The organism is Phenylobacterium sp. (assembly GCF_036264965.1).
In the GTDB taxonomy this organism is placed as follows: Bacteria; Pseudomonadota; Alphaproteobacteria; order Caulobacterales; family Caulobacteraceae; genus Phenylobacterium.
Genome location: NZ_DATAPY010000126.1, coordinates 1 through 21,145 on the forward strand (window position 1 = coordinate 1; position 21,145 = coordinate 21,145).

The window sequence follows — 21,145 nt, forward strand, 5'->3', positions numbered from 1 at the left end:
GTCGCCGAGGCGCACGGCGGCCGCCTGGAACTGGCCGAAGGCCCCGGCAAGGTCGGCGAGATGGGCCCGGGCCTAAGGGTGGCGCTGATCCTGCCGCGGGCTTGAGGGACCGCCTCCCAAGATCCTCCCCCAGGGCGAAGCCCGATTGAGGGGGAGGTGTCTCGAAGCGCAGCGAGAGACGGAGGGGGTTGCAGCCCACTCCGCAAGGCGCCCCGAACCGCGCCTGCCTTCAGTCCCCGTGCTGCAGATAGCCCACGATGGTGCGCACCGCGTCATCCACGTCGCGCAGGACCAGCGACCCCGGCAGCCGCAGGGTGGCGATGCCTTGCTCCGCCAGCCAGGCGTCGCGTCGCGCGTCGCGGTCCGGCTGTTCCTCGGTTCCATGCGTGGCCCCATCGATCTCGACGGCCAGCTTCGCGGCGTCGCAGTAGAAATCGAGAACATAGGGGCCGATGGGGTGCTGCTTGCGGAAATGCAGACGGCCCACCGCACCGCCCTTGAGCGCCTTCCACAGCAGCACCTCGGGCAGGCTCATGGTTCGTCTGAGCGCCTTGGCGCGATCCTTGGTGACCCGCGAGCCGTCCATAGCGCGAGCTTAGCAAACGCCATGGCGCGGCCAACCGCTTTGATCCTCCCCCGAAAAAGTGGACGGGGTTAAGCCGCTCGACGCTCGGCCTCGGCTGGGCTGATGTAGCCCAGAGCTGAGTGCAGGCGGCGGGGATTGTAGAAGCCCTCGATGTATTGGAACAGATCGCGCCGGGCCTGGTCGCGCGTGGCGTAGACCCGATGGTGGACCCGCTCAGTTTTGAGGGTGTGGAAGAAGCTCTCCATGGGGGCGTTGTCCCAGCAATCTCCTTTGCGGCTCATCGACGGTGTGATGGCGGATCTGGCTAGCGCTGAGCGATAGGCCAAGGTCCGGAATCGACGCGTAGCCCCCGTTCAGAAAGGGTGCAGCCACACGCGCCGGCCTTCGAAGCGGGCGCGGTGCGCCGGGGTGACCAGGCCGATGGTCAGCATATCGTCCCAGTCCGCCGCGGTCGGCGGTCGCCAGCGGCCGCGGAGCAGGTCCGCGCCGTACTGCAGATTGTAGTTCCAGGTCGGCTGGCGGTGGTGGAGGTAGTGCGAGATGCGCACCGCCACGCCATAGTCGGACCGAAGCCAGACGCTCATCCAGCCCGGCGCCTCGGCGACGGCCGCATCGAACCGGCGGTGCAGATAGAGGTGCATCCACTTCGAATAGGCCCAGTACGGCGTGGCGAAGACCAGGTCGGCCGCAAGCACCCCGGCGCGCGCTGCGACGTCCGGCAGGAGCGGCAGGCAGAGCAGATTGAGCAGAGCGGGGGCGAGATAGGGCAGGGCGGGCGCCTCGAACGAGGCGCCGTAGTGGTGGGTGGTCACCCGCCGGAACTGACGTGGCGTGAGGTGTTTGCGCATCGCGACGTCGAGGGCCAGACGCTCCGCCTCGGACTCGAACTGCCGGGTATAGGCGCCGCGGTAGGTCCGGAAGTGGTGCAGCACGTTGTGGGCGTAGTGCTCAAGGTAGAGCGACGGCGCAAACCTCTTGAGCGCGAACATCCAGCGCCGCCGCGCCGGGTTCAGGTCGAGGAGGAACTCGTGGAACAGGGACTCCCAGAACGACGCCTCCAAGTAGAAGACGACCCCGGCGCCCAGGAACCAGCCCGCCGCCTCGGCGATGCCCAGCTCAGGCGCCATATGCCCGCAGACCTGTCATAGGTTCCCCCGTCCCGGCGGAACAATGTTCGCTCGTCGTTAGGGAGTCAACCATTGCGTGTATATGCAAAGGGTGCACGCAAAGCGGCGGAGGTCGCGGCGGCGCTGGCGCTTCGCATGCAAAGCGGAGCGACGGCTGAGGCGCCGGCCGGTCTGAGTTGCTGCGTCAGGCCAAGGTCCGTACTTGACGCAAAGCTGACCGTCCCCGCATCGAAAAATCTTGACTTTCAGCTTGCCATATGTTCTCGTTTTGTTCATGGCGTGCGACGCGGCGAAACAGGAACGGGCCGAGCAGATGCTGGGCGAGCTCGCCGAGCTTGGCCTGATGCTGGCGCGCGATCTGGCGACGCAGGCGCGCGCGGCGGAGGACACCGAGGAGAAGGTCGCCCTGACCGGCGCCTTCCAGAAGACCTCGCGCGCCGTGCGCCTGACGCTCGCCCTCGACTTCAAGCTGTCGCGGGATTTGGCCCGCGACGCGGCGGAGGCGGCGCGGGAAGAAAAGGCGCAGGCCGCCGACGCGGCCCACCTCTCCATGACCGCCCCCACCCCCGCTCAGATCCAGGAGCGCCGCGTCCGGGGCGTGCTGAACCGCCTGCTGTGGAATGAATCCGAGGGCGACCAGGAGGAGTATGAAGTCCTCCTCGAAGACCTCGACGCCCGCCTCTACGAAGCCGAGGACGCCCCGGGTTTCGCCGACCTGCCCATCGAGGTCCTGGCGCAGAAGCTGAAAGCCGACATGCGCCTCTCCGGCGAACTGGTCGTCACCACCGCCGAAAAGCTGGTCCCGGCGAATGCCACCGATCCCCCGCTGGCCGACACGGGGTGAGGAAGAGAACCACGGAAAACACGGAAAGAGCACGGAAGGCGGGCCGCTCAAGAGGTCGGAGCCAGGTTGAATCGCGCGCTTTGCGCGCAATGAAATCATTCACCGCCGTTGAAGACCGAATCTCCTTCCGTGCTCTTTCCGCGTTTTCCGTGGTTCAAAATCACTGAGCCTCCGCGCCGCAGAGCCTTGAGGCGCGCACCCGTTCGCGGCGTTCATGCGGTTCGTGGCCAATCCTGCGCTGAACCGCGGGACTCGCTAAGCGCGCGCGCAACCGTCTAATTCTCGTCCCATGGCGCTTGCCGAAACCCTGAAACCCTGCGGGCCTGTCGTCGATGACAAGGCCGCCGAGCGCTTGCGCGGCGTCACCGCCCAGGCCCTGTGGACCGATCGGCTGGAGCAGGCGTGGCCCGCCCTGGCGCCGGTGTTCGCGGCCTCGCCCTATCTGGCGAGCCTCGCGCGGCGCGATCCGAAGCGGCTGGACGCCCTGCTGGCCGACGACCCGCAGGCGCGGTTGGAAGACATCCTGACACGGACCGCCAAGGCCGCGCGGCTCGACCTGCCGGGCGCGCAGGTTCGCCTGCGGGAGCTGAAGGCCGAGCTGCACCTCTTGACCGCGCTCGCCGATCTCGGCGGGGTCTGGGACCTGGACCAGGTGACCGGCGCGCTCACCCGCTTCGCCGACGCCGCCGTGGCTGCGGCCCTGACCGTGGCCGCCAAGGGCGAGGTGGAGGCGGGGCGGTTGACGTACCTGGGCGAGGGCGCCGAAGGGCCGGTTCCGGGCTGGTTCTGCATCGCCATGGGCAAGCAGGGCGCCTTCGAACTCAACTACTCCAGCGACATCGATGTCTCGGTGTTCTTCGATCCGGGGCGGATGCCGCTGATGCCGAATGTCGAGAGCGAGGCCTTCGCGGTGCGGCTGACGCAGCGGCTGTCGGACCTGATGCAGCTGCGCACCGCCGACGGCTACGTCTTCCGCATGGACCTGCGGCTGCGGCCCGATCCGTCGTCCACCCAGGCCGCGGTGCCGATCCCGGCGGCCCTGGACTACTATGAGAGCGTCGGCCAGAACTGGGAGCGGGCGGCCTTCATCAAGGCGCGGCCCTGCGCCGGCGATATCCCCGCCGCCGAGGCGTTCCTGGCCGAACTGCAGGCCTTCGTCTGGCGCAAGAACCTCGATTTCGCCTCCATCGCCGACATCCATTCGATCAAGCGCCAGATCCACGCTCACAAGGTCGACGAGCGGGTCTCGGCCAAGGGCGTCGACCTGAAACTCGGGACCGGCGGCATCCGCGAGATCGAGTTCTACGTCCAGACCCAGCAACTGATCCTGGGCGGCCGGAACCCGGGCTTGCGCAGCCGCCGCACCCTCGACGCCCTGGATGCCCTGACCGCGGCCGGACATGTGGCGCCACAGACCTGCGAGGAGCTGGCCGAGGCCTATGTGCGGCTGCGCAACGTCGAGCACCGGGTGCAGATGCTGGCCGACGAGCAGACCCATAAGCTCCCCGAGGCCGACGCGGACCGCAAGCGGGTGGCGGCGCTGTCAGGCTTCGAACCGCTGCGCCAGTTCGATGCGGCGATCACCCGGACGCTGAAGGGCGTCAACGCCCGCTATGGCGAGCTCTTCCCCTCGGAGGAGCCGCTGTCGTCGCGGTTCGGCAGCTTGGTGTTCACCGGCGTCGAGGACGATCCGGAGACGCTCGCGACCCTGAAGCGGATGGGTTTCTCCAACCCCCATTCGGTGGCCGTGACCATCCGTAGCTGGCACCACGGCCACATCCCGGCCACGGCCACCGAGCGGGGCCGGGAACTGTTCACGCGGCTGGCCCCGCGCCTGCTGGACGCGGCCCAGGCGACCGGCGCGCCGGACGTGGCCTTCACCCGGTTCGCCGACTTCTTCTCGCGGCTGTCGTCGGGGGTGCAGCTCCAGTCGCTGTTCCTGGCGCAGCCGAACCTGTTCGAGCTGGTAGTGCAGGTGATGGCCTTCGCCCCGCGGCTGGCGGCGACCCTGGCGCGCCGGCCGGCGGCGATCGACGCCATGCTCGACGGGAGCTTCTTCGAGCCCATCGACATTGGGGAGGATCTCGCGGTCATGCGGGCGGCCGTGGCCCGAGCCGACGGCTTCGAGTCGGCGATGGATGTTGTGCGCGTGGTCCATCGCGAGCAGGCCTTCCGGGTCGGCGTGCAGGTGATGAGCGGCACGGCGAGCGCGGTGGTCGCCGGCAAGGCCTTCGCCGACCTGGCCGACGTCTGCATCGACGTCCTGGCCGACGCGGCGCTGGCCGAGACGGAGCGCCTGGGCGGCGCGTTCTCCGGCGAGGTCGCGGTGGTGGCGCTGGGCAAGTGCGGCTCGCGCGAGATGAGCGCGACCTCGGACCTGGACCTGATGACGCTCTACCGGGCTGCTCATCCGCATGGGACTTCGGCGCTGAAGGGCTGGGACGCGGTGATCTTCTACGGCCGCTTCACCCAGCGGTTGATCGCGGCGTTGTCGAGCCAGACTGGGCAGGGCGGCCTCTACGAGGTCGACATGCAACTTCGGCCGTCGGGCACCAAGGGGCCGGTGGCGGTGAGCTTCGCGGCCTTCGACGGCTACTATGAGGCCGAGGCCGAGACCTGGGAGCTCCTGGCGCTGACCCGGGCGCGGGTGGTCTGGTCGACCAGCGCGGCCTTCGCGGCGGACGCCGAGGCGGCCTTCGGCAAGGCGCTGCGCCGGCCGCGCGACCGGGCTCAGACGGCGGCCCATGTCCGCGAGATGCGCGAGCTGATGCACCGCGAGCGGCCGGCCAAGGGCGAATGGGACCTGAAGCTGTCGCCCGGCGGGATGGTGGATATCGAGTTCGCCGCGCAATATCTGCAGATCGCCCACGCCGCCGAGGGCGGGCCGCTGTCGCCCAACACGGCCGCGGCCCTGGGGGCGCTACCCGAAAGCGGACTGGCGCCCGCCGGGCCCGCCGGCGATCTGGCGGCGGCCTGGCGGCTGCAGCAGGACCTGACCCAACTCCTGAAGGTCGCGCTCGACGACAACGCCGATCCGTCCGGCGAGCCGGCGGCGTTCCGCGCCCTGCTGGCGCGGGCCGGCGGGGTCGGGGATTTCCGGCGGCTCAAGACGACGCTGCAACGCGCCCAGGCGGCGGCGAACAAGGCTTACGAGGTGATCGTCAAGCCCTAGCCGCGGCGACCTTGGCGAGCGCCACGCTGGCTTGGCGGACGGGGAGCGAGAAGGTGGCGCTGGTGCCTTGGCCCGGGGCGCTGCGCAGGTCGAGCAGGCCGCCGTGCATCTCGACCAGCGACTTGGTGAGCGCCAGGCCGAGGCCCGTGCCCTGCTGGGTCTTGGCGTGCTGGCTCTCGATCTGCTCGAAGGGCTGGGCCAGGCGCGCCAGGTCCTCGGGCGGAATGCCGATGCCGGTGTCCTGCACGCTGATCCGCACGCGCTCGCCCAGGGGATCCTCGCGGCGCTCGGCGCGCACGGTGATCAGGCCGCCGCGCGGGGTGAACTTGATGGCGTTGGAGAGCAGGTTCAGCAGCACCTGCTTGATGGCGCGGTAGTCGGCCTCGACCTCCGGCAGGTCGGAGAAGTCCAGGCGCAGCGAAAGGCCCGCAGCCTCGGCGCGGTTGCGCACCAGGCGAAGGGCGTCTTCCGCGACGTCCTCCAGGGCCACCGGTTCGAAGCGCAGGTTCATCTTGCCGGCCTCGATCTTTGACATGTCGAGGATGTCGTTGATCAGCGCCAGCAGATGCTGGCCGGAGCTGAGGATGTCGCGGGCGTAGTCCTTGTAGCGCGGCTCGCCGACCGGGCCGTACATCTCGGCGACCATGATCTCGGAGAAGCCGTTGATGGCGTTCAGCGGCGTGCGCAGCTCGTGGCTCATATTGGCCAGGAACTCGGACTTGGCCTGGTTGGCGCCCTCGGCGCGGACCTTTTCGTTCTCGTATTTGCGGGCGAGCTCGGAAAGCTGTTCCTGGCTGCGTTCCAGATTGACGACGGCGCGGCGCAGCTCGTCCTCGTTGACTCGGCGCGCCTCTTCCTGGGCCTTGAGCGCGGTGATGTCGGCGGCGGTGACGACGAGGCCGCCTTCAGCCGTGGTGCGCTCGGAAATCTGCACCCAGCGGCCGTCGACCAGCTCGGCCTCGCGAACCCCCTTGCGGCCACCGAGCGCCGGGAACTCCTGGCGTACGGCGAGCCTGGCCTGGGCCTCCAGCTCCTCGCGCAGCACGCCGGGCTTCAGCACCTGCGGCTCCAGGCGGAAGAAGCTGCGGAAGTTCTTGTTGCACATCAGCAGGCGGCCCTGCTTGTCCCAGAGGACAAAGGCTTCCGACACGCTCTCGATGGCGTCGCGCAGGCGGGTCTCGGCGGCCTGGGCGCGGGCCTGCGCGAGCCGCTCCTCGGTCACGTCCAGCGCCACGCCGATGATCCGGGCGTAGCCGCCCTCCGGGCTCTTGCCGAAGCCCTGGCCGCGGGCATCGATCCAGACGGGCCGGCCGCCCGTCAGGCTGGGCACACGGAAAGAGACGTCGAAGCCGCCGTAAACCGCCGCGGTGGCCAGCGCCTCACGCAGGCCGTCGCGGTGGCCCTCGGAGACCCGCTCCAGCACCTGCTGGCCGTCGACCACGCCGCCGCGCCAGCCGAACAGGGCGGCCGTAACGTCGGACATGAAGATGCGGTCTTCCGACAGGTCCCATTCCCAGATGCCGCAGCGGGCGGCCTCGACGGCCAGGCGGAAGCGCTGCTCGCTGTCGGTGTAGGCGGCGTGCGCCCGCTCGACGCGGCGGGACTCCAGCAGGAGCAGACCGCCGAGGGCGCCGGCGACCGCCAGAGGGACCATCAGGGAAACGATCTGCTCGACGAGGCTCGGCGGCCCGTGGGCGGCGCGCCCGATGGCGACGGCGGTGTAGACGGCCAGCAGCAACAGGGCGGCGAAGATCGCGATGCGCGCGAAGCGCTGGGTGGGCGGCTTGGCGAGCGCCAGATCGGCGGCCCGATCCTGCGCCTTGGCCACGCCCTTATCCTCGCGTGCCTCCAAGGCTCGCCGCTCCCGAAATAGGGCAAATCACCCCGCTTAGGAGGCGGAGTCTAAGCGCTAAGGGTAAACAGCGTCACCGCTATTCACCCTCTTTTTGGCGGCGAATTGTCCCGCTTGTTGGTTAATTTCGCGGCCTCTCCTGGTCGGTGGTTAAAGTCGTATGACAATCCGGCGGCGGTCGAGGATGTAGCCCAACAGCCAGCAGACCAGCGTGTAGGCGATGGCGCAGAGGAGCGAACCCACCGGGCCGGGCGCGGCGGCCTGGAAAAGGTTCGCGCCGATCCAGTCGTAGACCCCGACGCCGGGCGCGACCTCGATCTGCTGCAGGGTCGTGACGAAGAGCTCCGAGAAGAGGTAGATCACCAGCGGATTGAGCCCGAACACCTGGAAGACGCGGGCGATAGGGTTCGGCCGGCGGCCCTCCAGGGCGGCGGCGAGCGCGGCCAGGATCACGAGGTCCAGGCCGACGGTCAGCAGGACGAAGCTGCCGGTCCAGAGCTTCTTGCCGATCGGGAAGAACGGGTTCCAGGCGAAGGCGGCCGCGGCCAGCAGGATTCCGGTCAGGGCCATGCGGACGAGACCTCGCCGGTCGGCGGCGGTCTTGAGATATCGCGCCGCCAGGTAGCCGGCGATCACATTGACGGTCGCCGGCAGGGTCCCCAGCAGCCCCTCTGGGTCAAAGCCGCCATCGCGGCGATAGAGGTGCTGCGGGCCCAGCACGAAGAGATCGAGGCGGGTCCCGGCGTTGCCGAGCTTGGAAAACGGGTCGCCCGGTGGGCCGAACGCCAGCAGGAGCGCCCAATGGCCGAGGAGGAGCAGGACGCTCAGGGCCACCAGCCAGCGGGGCGAGAGATAGCGCACGGTGAAGGCGGCCAGGGCGTAGCAGAGCGCGATCCGCTGCAGCACGCCCATGATCCGGGTGTCAGCGAATGGCTTCAGCGTCCAGGTCCCGCCGACGTGATCGGCGAAGGGGTACCAGTACATGAGGAACCCCAGCACGAAGATCAGCGCCGCGCGACGAAGGACCTTGAGCGCGAAGGCGCCGGCCGGCGGCCTCTGCGAGAAGGCGAAGGCCATCGAACAGCCCACCGCGAACAGGAAGGACGGGAAGACCGCGTCCGCGGCGGTGAAGCCGAACCACTTGGCGTGGACCAGCCACGGATAGGGATGCGCGCCCGGCCCAGGCGTATTGACGACGATCATCAGGGCGACGGCGAGGCCGCGGAACACGTCCAGCGACAGGAAGCGCGTGGCGGGCTTTTCCATGGCCAAGGCTACGGCTGCGCGAGGCGGGCGAGAAGGGCCCGCGTGGCCGCCACGGGATCGGCGGGACGCTGGCGGACGTAGGCCGCGTCGCGCTCCACCCAGGCCTGCTCCCAGGTCGCGATGCCGGCCACGACGGGCGCTTCGTCGAAGGGCCCGGCGCCGGCCGTGCGCAGGGCGTCGAGGAACTGGGACCACCGGGGCAGGTAGAAGTCGCGGTAGAGGCCTTGCCACGCCTTGGAGGCGTAGTCGGCCAGGCCGCCGTCGCCGCCCCAGACCGTCACCTGCGCCTTGGCGTTGAGGACATAGGCGCGGGCGTCGACGGTATTGTCGGCATAGGCGCGGGCGGCGTCGATCCAGGTGGCCAGGGTGTTTGGCTGGGCGCCAAGGAGCCCATCGAGCGCCAGGGCCAGGTCCTCGACCTTGCGCCGCGCCCGGTCGCCGCCGGCCAGGTCGCCGCGGCGATAGGCGGCGACGGCGGCCTGCAGTAGAAGGTCGATCTCCTCGCTAACCAGATGGCCCGCGGCGTCGATCAGGTCGTGGACGAAGAGCTTCTCGCCCGCGAACGCCGGAGCCTGCCGGACCAACTCGCCGACCGCGGTCGCGAGCTTCGCCCGGTCGCCAGGATGGCCCTCGAACGCGCCGATGGTCGCCGTCGGGCGCTTGCAGAAGAGGTAGGCGCCGGCCCGGCCGTTCCACCAGCGTGGCGTCCAGTAGCGGGTCGTATAGGCGGCCTCGACCAGCTTCCGGAGCGCCGCATCAAGCTCGGGCGTCGTGCGGCCGTAGCGCGAGGTCGCATAGGTAGAGAGCCACGCGTTCAGCGACGCGCCGCCGGCGCCCCAGGCCAGGTCGTAGGCCTCCTCATAGACGATGGAATTGTTGTCGAGCCCTTCGGGGAACATGCCGAAGCTGGCCAGCCGCCCGGCCTTCGGATCGCTGACCACGGCGGCCATATCGCGCCGGTAGCCGTCGAGGTCGCCGTAGACCGGATTGCTGGCGCCGTAGTTGTGCACGTAACCGAAGACCCAGGGCTTTCCGGCGAAGGCGCGGGCGCGGCGCCAGACGTCCGGATAGCGGTCGTTGCCGATGTCGAGCACCATTACCCCGCCCTCGGGGACCCGGCTGAAGAAGGCGGCGATCGCGGCCTCGTCCCAGAACTGCGGATCGGCCCCGAACAGCCAGCCCTGCATCACCCAGACCGCATCGGGGCGGGCCGCGTGGAAGGCCGCGTGGATCGCCTGGCCATAGGCCGCAAGGCGCTGGGCCTTGAGCGCCGGGTCGACCTGCACCGCCGCGGTCTTGCTGGCCCCGCCGTCGCCGAAGCCGGCGTCGCCGCCGCCGGTCCCATCATCGGCCACCGGCGGGCGCATCTCGTTGAAGGAGTCGGCGAGGTAGTGGGTCCCGGGCCCGTAGGTCTCCGTGTAGAGCGCCAGGAACCGCGCGGTGAGCGTCGCAAACAGCGGATCGCCCGGATCGAGCCAGTAGGTCTCGTGGAAGCCGCCGCCCGCCGGCATCCGGTAGATGTGGGCCTCGCGGTGCTTTAGGGCGAAGGCCTTGGGCACATAGCCGCCGAACGCCGGCAGGATCGGGGTCATGCCGAGGCCGCGCATGGCGCCCAGGATCTGGCGCTGGAGGTCGCGCTTCTTGTCGATCCAGGCGGCGGGGAGCGGGGCGCGGTAGCCCTCGATGTTGCCCATTCGCTGCCAGGGGGTGAAGGCGGGGCCGGAGAAGTAGCCGGCCAGTTCGGCCTCGGTGAGCCCGGCCTCTCGCCACAAGGCGCGCCAGACGAACTCCTGGCCTTCGAGCGCCAGCGGCATGTCGATCCCGTGGACCGCCATCCAGTCGATCTCGCGCCGCCAGCGCGGCCAGTCCCACCAGGGCGTGGTGTAGCCATAGGTGCAGGGGTTGAGGTAGGCGCGGTGGGCGAAGGGGCTCTGGACCCCGCCGCTGGTCCCGTCAGCCCAGCGGGCGGGCAGGGCGACGCGGTCGCCTTCCCAGCTCACGTGGGCCGCGCCCGACTGGCGCATCCAGGCATAGGCGCCGCGCGCTAGGGCGACGCCGGAGTCGCCGTGGACGGAGAGCTTTCCATCGTGAGCCTCCGCCGCGTACCAGGGCCGCGCGCCGGTGGACTCCAGCATCAGCGCGATGCGCGATGCGGCAGGTCCGAAGAGGCGCATCAGGACGTCCCGGGCGGCTGGTGCGTCGCCGGTGGCGGCCCACGCCGGCGCGCCCGCGGCCAGGGCCGAGGCGGCGAGCGCCCGCGACAGGGCCTCACGACGCGAAACGGATTGCGGCATGCGTTCGGATCGGCCCCAGGCTGACGGGCGCAGGGTGCGCCGATTGCGCCCAAGGTCAAACCCAGCGCACCGGGGGGCCGGGAACCATGGACGCACGTGGAAGCCCGCGGCCAAGGATCCACCCCCCTTCCGCTCATCCCCGCGAAAGCGGGGACCCAGGTGTTTTGTGTTTCCGAGGTTGGACGTAAGCGTCGATCCGGTTGAACGACTGCTCGTGACTCCTAGCTGACCTTGGCGAAATCTGCTCATGGCGCCGAAGGCAAGGTTTGATCCGGCTCGTGCGCACAAGCGTTGCGCGTCCCGCGCCTTGCGCCTTAACTGCGGGATCGACGGGGGACGCATGTCAGAACAGCCAAGGGGCGTTTCGCGGCGCCGCGTGATCGCGACGGCGGTCGCATCGTCGGCCTGTGCGAGCCTCGCTCGGGCCTCCGTTCCGTTCGAGCCCTATCTCAGCCTGAATGAGACGGCGCGGCGGATTGCGGCGCGGGAGGTCTCGCCGGTGGACCTGACGCGCGAGATGCTGGCGCGTATCGCCGCCGTCGACCCGGTCCTGAAGAGCTACGCCACAGTGATGGCCGACGGCGCGATGGCCGAGGCGCAGACCGCCGCCCGTGAGATCGCGGCGGGACGTTATCGCGGGCCGCTGCACGGCGTCCCGATCGGCATCAAGGATCTCTGCTGGACCGAGGGGGTCAGGACGATGGGCGGCCTGGCGGTGCGTCGTTCCTTCGTGCCGCAGGAAGACGCGACCGTGGTGACCCGGCTGCGCGCCGCCGGCGCGGTGGTGCTGGGCAAGCTGAACCTCTCCGAGGGCGCGGCGGCCGGCTACAACCCGGCCATGGACGTGCCCCTCAATCCCTGGAACCACGACCGCTGGCCCGGCATGTCGTCCAGCGGCTCGGGCGTCGCCGTGGCGGCCGGCCTGTGCTTCGGAGCCGTGGGGACGGACACCGGCGGGTCGATCCGCATGCCATCGTCCGCCAACGGCGTCGTGGGCCTGAAGCCCACCTACGGGCGGGTCAGCCGCTACGGTGTCATGCCCATGGCGGACTCGCTGGACCACGTCGGTCCCCTGGCGCGGGAAGTGACGGACGCGGCCATGATGTTCGACGCGATGGCGGGCCATGATCCGCGCGATCCGACGTCGCTCAACGCGGCACCGGCGAACGCGGCCAAGGCGTTGGGCGGGGGTGTGCGCGGTCTCCGCATCGGCGTCGACCGGGACTATGCGTTCAAGGGGATCGACGCGGGAGAGGCGCGCGCGCTCGAGGCTGCGTTGAAGGTGCTGGAGGGCCAGGGGGCGCGGATCGTCGAGGTGAAGATGCCCGACGTCTCGGACGTGCCGCAGTACTGGAGCGTCATCTGCAGCCACGAAATGGCTGCGGCGCACGCGGCGACCTATCCCGCGCGGGCCGCGGAATACGGTCCCTACCTGCGCGCCATGCTTGCGGAAGGGGCGGCCGTCACGCCGGAGCAGCTCGCGGCGGCGCGGCGGCGCCAGGCCGCCTTGACGGCGCAGCTGGACGAACTGCTCGCCACGATCGACGTCCTGGCCGGCCCGACGAGTGACAGTCCGGCCTGGCCGATCACCCACGCCCTGCAGGTGGGGTCGCTCGCCGACTACCATCGGGCCTGGGGCGCCGCTCAGCCTCGCAGCGCTGAGTTCACAATGCCAATGGACGTGGCCGGCGTGCCGGCGATCTGCCTGCCTTGTGGCTTCTCGCCCGAGGGGCTGCCCTACAGCCTCCAGTTCACGGGCCGGCGCCTGAGTGAGGCGATGCTCTGCCGCGTCGCCTTTGCCTATGAGCAGGCGACGGACTGGCGCCGGCGCCATCCTCCGATTCAAGGGTAGTCGCCGTCATCTGCGCCTAGGGTCCAGTCCAGGGTGCGGTCCCAAGGCGACGCGGCCCCACAGGGGTCAGCTCGAGGTATCTTGCTGCAATATAGACTATTGTTTTTATTGAAATTTTCGATGGCTCGCCGGGATCGGCGACCTGCCGAACTATGTCCACGCAATTCCTCTCCCCGGCAAGCCGCCAACGCGGCGAAAAGCCTGCGCCGACGCGAAAGCGCGCGAAAGAGCGCTACGACCGGCGGTTCCATCACTCCGCGACAAGGCGGTCTTGCTGGCGCGCGAAAAAGGAACCGTGACCACTTTGGAGCTTCAAAGAGCGGGTGTTCACCGATGCTACCTGTCTCCTATGTGCAAGGAAGGACTCCTGATCCGCATTGGGCACGGTCGATATCGGGCTGCTGGCTAGTCCGAACTTCCCTTTGTGACTCGTTGCAGGCACTCGGAAGGTCCGCTTGTGGGACGGTTAACTTTCGACCCTTTGCGCGCATTGCCCGCCAAGGTCACCGGACCCTGAAAGCGCGGCTGTCCACAGCCTTCAGGCAGGCGTTCGGGCTTAGCGCAACGCTGAGATCGTGGATTCTCATCGGCACAACCGTGTGGGTGTTCGACGAGCCTCGCCCGGCTTGGGTTCGTGGCCCGCCCCTTAGAATTCGACCGCCAGGGCAATCGTGCTGTGCAGGTCCGCCGGCGTTTCCTGGGTGGCCAGCCGCCGTCCGAAGGCGGATTGCAGCTTCAGGCCGTCGTGGAAGGTCCAGGCGGCGCCGAAGTTGAACTCGGTCTCGCCTTGGCTGGGTCGGCGCATCGGCAGGTCGTTGGCCAGCTCGGCGCCCAGGGTGAGATGCTCAGTCATGGCCCGCTCGACCAACAGGCTCACCGGCCCATGGTCCTCTGGCGTCTTGAACCCCACCCGCTCGAAACCGAGCTGCCCCGTCACGCGCCAAGGCCCGAAGCCCTTGCTGACCAGCACCGGAAGCTCGATCGCGACCCGTCGCTCGCCCAGCCGCTGGCCGCCGGTTGGAAAGGTCACGTTGGGTTCGAAGGCCACCGCAGGCCGGCTCTCGGTTTCCGGAAACGCCAGGTACTTGAGCGCGACCTCGCTGTCGCCGAGCCCCAACGTGCGCCGATCGCCGTGACGCGCCTGCGCGAACCGCGGGACGAGGGTCAGCTCCCAGGCGGGCGCCAAGGGGACGGCCAGGTCGAAGCCGAGAGTGCTGAAACGGGCGCCGTCATGCGCGGCGACCCTGACGAAGGTCGCGAGTTCCAACTTGTCGGCGATATTGGTGTCGGTGGTCACATAGGGTGGGGCTTCCGCGCGAGCCGGCGCAGCGGCGATCATGCCGCAAGCGAATGCGGCGGCGCAGGCGAAGCGTTGAAGCATCGCTCAGGCGGCCTCGGCCTGGCCAAATTGGCGTCCGGTGCGCACTGCGAGCAGCGTGTCATAGAGCTGTGCGACATTGATGGGCTTGGCCAGGTGGGCGTCCATGCCGGCCGCCAGATATTCAGCGACCTGGTGCTTCATGACATTGGCCGAGAGGGCTACGATGGGGACGTGTCCGCCGGTCCTGGCCTCGCGTCGGCGGATCTCCTGCGTGGCCGCCACGCCGTCCATCTCGGGCATCTGGACATCCATCAGGATCAGGTCGAAGGGCTCCTGCGCCCAGGCCTCGACCGCCAACCGGCCGTTTTCGACGACCACCGGCTGGACGCCCAAGGAATGCAGCACGGTCTTCAGCACCAGCTGATTGGTAACGTTGTCTTCCGCGGCCAGGACCCGTAATCCCTCCAGGCTGGTCTCGGGCGTCTCGTCGGCGGCGGGCGGAGCGGGCAGAGCAAAGACCGGACCCAGCCAGGGCAGGGGCAGCCGCACGCGGAAGCTCGTGCCCTCGCCCAACCGGCTCTCGACGGCGATTGTACCGCCCATCAGCTCCACGATCTGCTTGCAGATGGTCAGGCCTAGGCCGGTCCCGCCGAAGCGCCGAGTCATGGTGTTGTCGGCCTGGACGAACTTGTCGAACAGGGTGGCCAGGGCCTCGGGCGCGATGCCGATCCCCGTGTCCCGGATCGTGATCATGAGGTCTTTGCCGGCCGTCAATGGGACGCTGTCGATCGTGACCCGCACCTCGCCCTCCCTGGTGAACTTCAAGGCGTTGGAGATCAGGTTGTAGAGGACCTGGCGCACGCGCACCGAGTCTCCCCGCCACAGGCCCGCGGCGTCTTCGTCGATCGCCATCGAGAACGAGACGCCGCTGGTGTTGGCGATCGATGTGAAGGTCGCGTAGGCGCCCTGGGCGACTTCCACGATGTCGAAGGGCGCGGCCTCCAGCTCCATCCGGCCGGCCTCGATCTTCGAGATGTCCAAGAGGTCGTTGAGCACCGCGAGCAGCGTCGCGCCGGACTTCTGGATGACGTCGAGCTGCTCGGCCTGGGTCGGATTCAACTCGGAGGCCGCCAGGACCTGGGCCATGCCCAGCACCCCGTTGAGCGGCGTGCGGATCTCGTGACTCATGTTGGCGAGGAACTGGGACTTCACGAGATTGGCCTCCTGGGCCGCGTCCCGCGCTTCGGTCAGGTCGCCCATCGTGCGCCGAAGTTCGCCGTCGTAAGCCTGGAGTTCGCCGAGCAGGCCGTTGAAGCCGCGGGTCAACTGGCCGATCTCGTCGTGGGACGTTGACGGCACGCGAACCGAGAAATCCTTGGTGCGGCCGATCCGGTCGATGGCCCCTCCGAGGTCGCTCAAGGGGCCGAGCATGCCGCGCACGACCACCCACGCGGCGATGCCGGCCAGGGTCGCGCTGAATAGCGCCAGGCCGAGCACGATCAGGACGTTGCGGCCGAGCGAGCGCTCGATGCCGGCCTCGCTGACGACCAGGACCAGCTCGCCCACCCGATGGCCGTTGAGGCTCGTGGGCAGATGGATCTCGAGGCCGCGCGCGCCGAAGGCCGATTGGCCCTCACCGCTCGGCGTGAGTCTCAATTCGCGGCGTCCTGGACGGGTCAGGTCCAGGTGTTGCCCGCTCAAGGACACGTAGCTGGCGGCCAGGGCCGCGTCGTTGTTTTCGAAGATGGCGAGCGCCTTGGCCGCGGCATGGCTGTCGTGGCGCTCGACGGCAAGGCCGGCCGCTGCCGCGAGGCTGCGCGCCTCCCCCAGTTGATCCCGCACGAGCTCAGCCCGGTCCGTGGACCAGTCCTGCCATTGGAACAGGGCGAAGGTCAACGCGAGTGCCCCGACGGTCGCGGTGACGCACAGCGTGATGATCTTTACAGAAAGCGCATAGTGCCGTCGACCAAGACGGGTTCTAAATTGTCGAAAGTAATTGGTCGAGGAAGCGCGCGATATAATCGGCGTCTGCATAGGATATACGCCTGGGTAATGTTTGTAGTTCCGAGGCGGAATCTCCCATAGATTTCACTAGGTTCGATTAACATCATACATAGGTAGAAATACGTATGTATAGACGAAGTGTCTTTCCTAGGCCAGCGCGCGGGCCTCGAGAGACCACACGTCACATCGGATACGGCGTACCCCCCGGCGATGTGGCTGGTTCGGGGACCAAGACCAATGCCGGCTTATGGCGCATAGCGGTCTCCGCAGACTTGCTCCGAAAAGGCCGGCAATGACTCGTTAGCGGCCGCCGGCCTGGCGCTCGTCGCGGCGGCTTGCGGAGTGGGCTGAGACCCCCTCCGTCTCGACGCTGCACGCCGAGACACCTCCTCCTCAATCGGGCTTCGCCCTGGGGGAGGATCTGCGGGTCTCAGTCCTCGGCCAGTGACCGGCTGACCAGTTCGAAGACGTTCTTCGAGAGACCCGGGCTGGCCAGGATGCGTTCCAGCTCGGCCTTCATCAGCCGGCCCAGTTCCGGCTTGTAGCGGCGCCAGCCGCCCAGGGGCTCGACGAGGCGGGCGGCGGTCATCGGGTTGAAGCCGTCGGTGGCCAGGATCTGGTCGGCGAGGAAGCGGTAGCCGGCGCCGCTGGGGTCGTGGAACCGGACCGGATTGAAGCTCGCGAAGGTCGAGACCAGGGCGCGCAGGCGGTTGGGGTTCTTGGCTTCGAAGGCGGGATGGGCGGTCAGCGCCAGGACCCGGCCCAGCGCGGCCTCGTCGGGGTCGCGGGCCTGCACGGCGAACCACTTGTCGATCACCAGGGGCTCGCCCTTCCAGCGTTCGTAGAAGTCGGCCAGCGCGCGCTCATAGGCCTCGCCGCCGATCAGGGTCAGGGCCGCCAGGCCGCCGATGGCGTCGGTCATGTTGGCGGCGGCCTCGTAGTGGCCCCAGGCCAGTTCGCCGACCTCGGCGCGCGGGTTGGCGGCCATCAGGTCGAGGGTGGCGTTGCGCAGGGCGCGGCGGCCGGCGCCGACCGCGTCGGGGGAGAACTCGCCCATTTCCTGCAGGCCCAGGTGCAGGCGCTTGAGCTCATCGGCCAGGTGCAGGGCCAGCCGCATGCGCAGCGCCTCGCGGGCCTCATGGATCGCGGCGGGGTCGGCCGGGGCCATGGCCAGCGCCAGGTCGGGCTCCGACGGCAGCACGAGCAGCAGGGCCTTGAACGCCGGGTCGGCCGCCTGGTCGGCCAGGGCGCGGCCGACGGCCTCGGCGTAGCGTTCCTCGCCCACCTCGTCGGCGATGCCGGCGGCGCGGGCCAGGATCAGGGCGCGGGCCAGCTCCTGGCCGGCCTCCCAGCGGTTGAACAGGTCCGGGTCGCCGGCCAGCAGGATGTAGCGGTCGCGGGCCTCGGCGTTGGAGGTGAGCTTCACCGGGGCGGAGAAGCCGCGCAGGGCGGAGACGACGGGGCGTTCGTCGACGCCGGTCAGGGTGACCTTGGTCTTGGCCCCGTCAAGCACGACGACGGTCTCGTCCATGGCCTGGCCGTCGCGCACGAAGGCCTGGGTGCGGCCGTCGCCGTCCAGCAGGCCGATGGTGACCGGGATCGGCAGGGCGCCCTTGGTGGGCTGGCCGGGGGTCGGGGCGGTCTCCTGGACGATCTCCAGCTCCAGCTCGCGGCGCTCGGCGTTGTAGGCGCTTTTCAGCGTCACCTGCGGCGTGCCGGCCTGTTCGTACCAGGCGAAGAAGGCCGTCAGGTCCTGGCCTGACACGTCGGCGAAGCAGCGGATGAATTCCTCGACGGTGGTGGCGTGGCCGTCCCAGCGTTCGAAGTAGAGGTCCATGCCCTTGCGGAAGGCGTCCGGCCCGATCAGGGTCTTCAGCATCCGGATCACTTCCGCGCCCTTTTCGTAGATGGTCGCGGTGTAGAAGTTGTCGATCTTCATGTAGCTGGACGGGCGCACGGGGTGCGCCAGCGGCCCCTGGTCCTCGGAGAACTGCCGGGCGCGCAGGGCCTTCACATCCTTGATCCGCTGGACGGCGTGGCCGCGCTGGTCGGCGGAGAAGCTCTGGTCGCGGAAGACCGTCAAGCCCTCCTTGAGGCATAGCTGGAACCAGTCGCGGCAGGTCACTCGGTCGCCGGTCCAGTTGTGGAAATATTCGTGGGCCACGACGCTCTCGATGCGCTCGAAGTCCATGTCGGTGGCGGTGGCCGGGTCGGCCAGCAGGAGCGAAGAGTTGAAGATGTTCAGCCCCTTGTTCTCCATGGCCCCGAAGTTGAAGTCGCGCACGGCGACGATCATGAAGAGGTCGAGATCGTATTCGAGGCCGAACGTCGCCTCGTCCCACTTCATCGCGCGCTTCAGCGCGTCCATGGCGTAGGCGGCGCGCGGCGCCATGCCGGGGTCGACGTAGATGCGCAGGTCCACCGTGCGCCCGCTTGTGGTGACGAGGCTGTCCTCCAGCACGTCCAGCTCGCCGGCCACCAGGGCGAAGAGGTAGCAGGGCTTCGGGAAGGGATCGTTCCAGACCGCGTAGTGGCGGCCGTCCGGCAGGGGGCCGGTCTCCATCAGGTTGCCGTTGGCCAGCAGGCGGTGGAAGGCCTTGTCCGCCTCAATCCGCACGGTGAAGCGCGACAGCACGTCGGGGCGGTCCGGCCAGAAGGTGATCTTGCGGAAGCCCTCGGCCTCGCACTGGGTGCAGAAGCGGCCGGCGGACATGTAGAGCCCGTCCAGCGCCTTGTTCGCGTCCGGGTCGATCTCGACCTCGGTCTCCAGGGTGAAGGCGTCCGGCGCGTCCGGGATGGTCAGGAATTCGCCGTCGATGGCGCGCTCGGTCTCCGCCAGGACCCGGCCGTCGATGGCGACGGAGATGGGCTTGAGGCGCTCGCCGTTGAATTTGAGCGGCTCGGCGTGGTCGCCGTTGCGGCGGACCTTGAGGCTCGCCTTCACGCGAGTGGCGTTGGGCTTCAGGTCGAAGGTCAGGTGGACCTCGTCCACGAGGAAGGCGGGGGGCCGGTAATCGGCGAGCTTGATGGCTTGAGGCGTGTCTGTGCGCATGGCTGGCATGTAGGCCCGCCAGGGTGGCGGCGCCAAGGCGGGCGGCGGCGGATCGCTGTGCTTTCGCGTCAGGACCTCCGACTTCGGCGATCGCGCGCATGAACGGCCCGACCCGCGACATTTTGGCCCAGTGTCAGGTCGGTGGCAGACGACACATCGAATGGCCTTACAACGTACGGGCAGCGCCGGGGGGCGGAAGAATTGAAGTCGTATCGCGTCTACATCCTTGAGCCGGACGGCCGGCTGCAGCTTGGCCAGGCCTTCGAGGCGGCAGACGACGTGGCGGCGGGCGGCCGGGCGGAAGCCGCCGCCGAACGGGGCAAGGTCGCCGAACTCTGGGAAGGCGGGCGCATGGTCGGGCTGGTCTCCAAGGACGGCGCCTTCACGCGCGGCGCGGGCTAACCAGATCGCCTGACGCGAGGTCATGCTTTTCACCCCTGCCGCGGGGCGTATGTTGACGTGCGAGGAAACTTCAGCGCCGGGGAAACCGGCGGGACGGGCGCACGTGAACTTCGATTACTCCGACGATCAGAAATTCCTGAAGGGCGAGGCGCGCAAGTTCCTCGACGCCAACTGCACGACGGCGCGGGTGCGCGGCGTGCTGGACGCCAATTCTTCTGAAGACGGGGACGGCAAAGCCTATGACGAGGCGCTGTGGTCGGCGGTGGCCGCCCAGGGCTGGCTGGGCGCGGCGATCCCCGAGGCGTTCGGCGGCCTGGGCCTGGGCCATCTGGAGCTCTGCGCCATCGCCGAGGAGCTGGGCCGCGCGGTGGCGCCGATCCCCTTCGCCTCGACGGTCTATTTCCTGGCCGAGGCGGTGATGCTGGCCGGGGACGAGGCGCAGAAGGCCGAACTGCTGCCGAAGATCGCGGCCGGAGAGGTGATTGGCTGCGTGGCCACGTCGGAAGGCCCAGGCGCGCTTAGCGCAGCCACGCTCAAGGCCACGGTCGAAGGCGGCCGGCTGAGCGGGGTGAAGCTGCCGGTCACCGACGGCGACATCGCCACGGTCGGCCTGGTGCTGGCCAAGGAGAACGGCAAGCCGGGCCTATATCTGGTCGACCTGACGGGGCCCGGCGTCACCCGCGAGGCGCTGAGGACCCTGGATCCGACCCGCGACGCCGGCCGGCTCACCTTCAAGGACGCTCCGGCGCAGCGAATGGGCGCGGCGGGCGCCGGCCTGGAGCTGATGGAGCAGGTCTTCGACCGCGCCGCGATCCTGCTGGCCTTCGAACAGTGCGGCGGCGCCGACAAATGCCTGGAGATGGCCAAGGCCTATGCGCTGGAGCGCTACGCCTTCGGGCGGGTGATCGCGTCCTATCAGGCGATCAAGCACAAGCTGGCCGACATCTATGTGAAGAACGAGCTGGCCCGGTCGAACGCCTACTACGGCGCCTGGGCGCTCAACACCGATGCGCCGGAGCTGCCGCTGGCCGCCAGCGCCGCGCGGATCGCCGCCTCCGAAGCCTTCTGGTTCGCCGCCAAGGAGAACATCCAGACCCACGGCGGCATCGGCTTCACCTGGGAGATGGACTGCCACCTCTTCTACAAGCGCTCGCGCCAGCTGGCGCTGACCGCCGGCGCCCCGCGCGTCTGGAAGGAGCGGCTCGTGAGCCAGCTCGAGCGGCGCAACGCGGCCTGAAGGAGGCGACCATGGACTTCAACGACTCTCCGGAAGAAGCCGCCTACCGCACGCAGGTGAAGGCCTGGCTGGAGGCGAACGCGCCGAAGAAGGCGGTCGCGGTGGACGATGGGCTGGAGGGTGGCGGCTCGATGGC

General features: G+C 69.0%; 15 protein-coding genes and 1 pseudogene. 7 read left to right on the top strand and 9 right to left on the bottom strand.

Annotation, left to right across the window (positions count from 1 at the left end; genetic code table 11):
- Nucleotides 1-105: hypothetical protein (locus VHS75_RS16820; RefSeq protein WP_329639782.1), on the top strand; the 105-nt coding region annotated here is incomplete at its 5' end.
- Between the two features lie 124 nt (nucleotides 106-229).
- On the opposite strand, the gene VHS75_RS16825 is transcribed toward VHS75_RS16820, so the two are convergent.
- From VHS75_RS16825 to VHS75_RS16835, 3 genes and pseudogenes are all read right to left on the bottom strand, one after another.
- Nucleotides 230-586, bottom strand: coding sequence for an endonuclease domain-containing protein (locus VHS75_RS16825; RefSeq protein ID WP_329639769.1), 357 nt, complete (start codon nucleotides 584-586; stop codon nucleotides 230-232).
- A 68-nt stretch (nucleotides 587-654) separates the two neighbouring features.
- Nucleotides 655-885, bottom strand: a pseudogene (locus VHS75_RS16830) (integrase core domain-containing protein); the annotation flags it as partial.
- Nucleotides 886-939: 54 nt separating this feature from the next.
- A complete protein-coding gene (locus VHS75_RS16835; protein WP_329639770.1) occupies nucleotides 940-1,713 on the bottom strand; it encodes a hypothetical protein in 774 nt (257 codons plus the stop codon).
- Between the two features lie 250 nt (nucleotides 1,714-1,963).
- Between VHS75_RS16835 and VHS75_RS16840 the strand changes: the two genes are divergently transcribed.
- Nucleotides 1,964-2,557 carry a hypothetical protein gene (locus tag VHS75_RS16840; protein ID WP_329639771.1) on the top strand — a complete coding sequence of 198 codons (594 nt, stop codon included), beginning with the start codon at nucleotides 1,964-1,966 and terminating at the stop codon, nucleotides 2,555-2,557.
- A gap of 289 nt (nucleotides 2,558-2,846) precedes the next feature.
- Nucleotides 2,847-5,729, top strand: a complete 2,883-nt coding sequence (locus tag VHS75_RS16845; protein WP_329639772.1) for a bifunctional [glutamine synthetase] adenylyltransferase/[glutamine synthetase]-adenylyl-L-tyrosine phosphorylase — start codon at nucleotides 2,847-2,849, stop codon at nucleotides 5,727-5,729.
- Here VHS75_RS16845 and VHS75_RS16850 read toward each other — a convergent pair.
- The 3 genes from VHS75_RS16850 to VHS75_RS16860 all read right to left on the bottom strand — a co-directional run bounded on the left by VHS75_RS16850 (nucleotide 5,719) and on the right by VHS75_RS16860 (nucleotide 11,141).
- Nucleotides 5,719-7,581: a PAS domain-containing sensor histidine kinase gene (locus VHS75_RS16850; RefSeq protein WP_329639773.1), complete on the bottom strand. Its 1,863-nt coding sequence runs from the start codon at nucleotides 7,579-7,581 to the stop codon at nucleotides 5,719-5,721. The genes VHS75_RS16845 and VHS75_RS16850 overlap by 11 nt on opposite strands.
- A 150-nt stretch (nucleotides 7,582-7,731) precedes the next feature.
- A complete protein-coding gene (locus VHS75_RS16855) occupies nucleotides 7,732-8,847 on the bottom strand; it encodes an acyltransferase family protein (RefSeq protein ID WP_329639774.1) in 1,116 nt (371 codons plus the stop codon).
- A gap of 8 nt (nucleotides 8,848-8,855) precedes the next feature.
- Nucleotides 8,856-11,141: an alpha-N-acetylglucosaminidase gene (locus tag VHS75_RS16860; protein WP_329639775.1), complete on the bottom strand. Its 2,286-nt coding sequence runs from the start codon at nucleotides 11,139-11,141 to the stop codon at nucleotides 8,856-8,858.
- A gap of 340 nt (nucleotides 11,142-11,481) precedes the next feature.
- On the opposite strand from VHS75_RS16860, the gene VHS75_RS16865 reads away from it, so the two are divergent.
- Both VHS75_RS16865 and VHS75_RS23120 read left to right on the top strand, forming a co-directional pair.
- Nucleotides 11,482-12,993, top strand: a complete 1,512-nt coding sequence (locus VHS75_RS16865) for an amidase (protein WP_329639776.1) — start codon at nucleotides 11,482-11,484, stop codon at nucleotides 12,991-12,993.
- Between the two features lie 271 nt (nucleotides 12,994-13,264).
- A complete protein-coding gene (locus VHS75_RS23120; RefSeq protein ID WP_329639777.1) occupies nucleotides 13,265-13,402 on the top strand; it encodes a type IV toxin-antitoxin system AbiEi family antitoxin domain-containing protein in 138 nt (45 codons plus the stop codon).
- A 237-nt stretch (nucleotides 13,403-13,639) separates the two neighbouring features.
- On the opposite strand, the gene VHS75_RS16875 is transcribed toward VHS75_RS23120, so the two are convergent.
- From VHS75_RS16875 to pepN, 3 genes are all read right to left on the bottom strand, one after another.
- Nucleotides 13,640-14,374, bottom strand: a complete 735-nt coding sequence (locus VHS75_RS16875; protein WP_329639778.1) for a transporter — start codon at nucleotides 14,372-14,374, stop codon at nucleotides 13,640-13,642.
- Nucleotides 14,375-14,377: 3 nt separating this feature from the next.
- On the bottom strand, nucleotides 14,378-16,210 hold the full coding sequence (locus tag VHS75_RS16880; RefSeq protein ID WP_329639779.1) for an ATP-binding protein: 1,833 nt from the start codon (nucleotides 16,208-16,210) through the stop codon (nucleotides 14,378-14,380).
- A 538-nt stretch (nucleotides 16,211-16,748) separates the two neighbouring features.
- The gene (gene pepN / locus VHS75_RS16885) at nucleotides 16,749-19,370 is read right to left on the bottom strand and encodes an aminopeptidase N (protein ID WP_329639783.1); all 2,622 of its coding nucleotides are present in this window, start codon (nucleotides 19,368-19,370) and stop codon (nucleotides 16,749-16,751) included.
- 201 nt (nucleotides 19,371-19,571) lie between these two features.
- Here pepN and VHS75_RS16890 point away from each other — a divergent pair, with 201 nt between their 5' ends.
- Both VHS75_RS16890 and VHS75_RS16895 read left to right on the top strand, forming a co-directional pair.
- A complete protein-coding gene (locus VHS75_RS16890; protein ID WP_329639780.1) occupies nucleotides 19,572-19,772 on the top strand; it encodes a hypothetical protein in 201 nt (66 codons plus the stop codon).
- A 103-nt stretch (nucleotides 19,773-19,875) separates the two neighbouring features.
- Nucleotides 19,876-21,009 carry an acyl-CoA dehydrogenase family protein gene (locus VHS75_RS16895; protein WP_329639781.1) on the top strand — a complete coding sequence of 378 codons (1,134 nt, stop codon included), beginning with the start codon at nucleotides 19,876-19,878 and terminating at the stop codon, nucleotides 21,007-21,009.
- Nucleotides 21,010-21,145 lie beyond the last annotated feature (136 nt).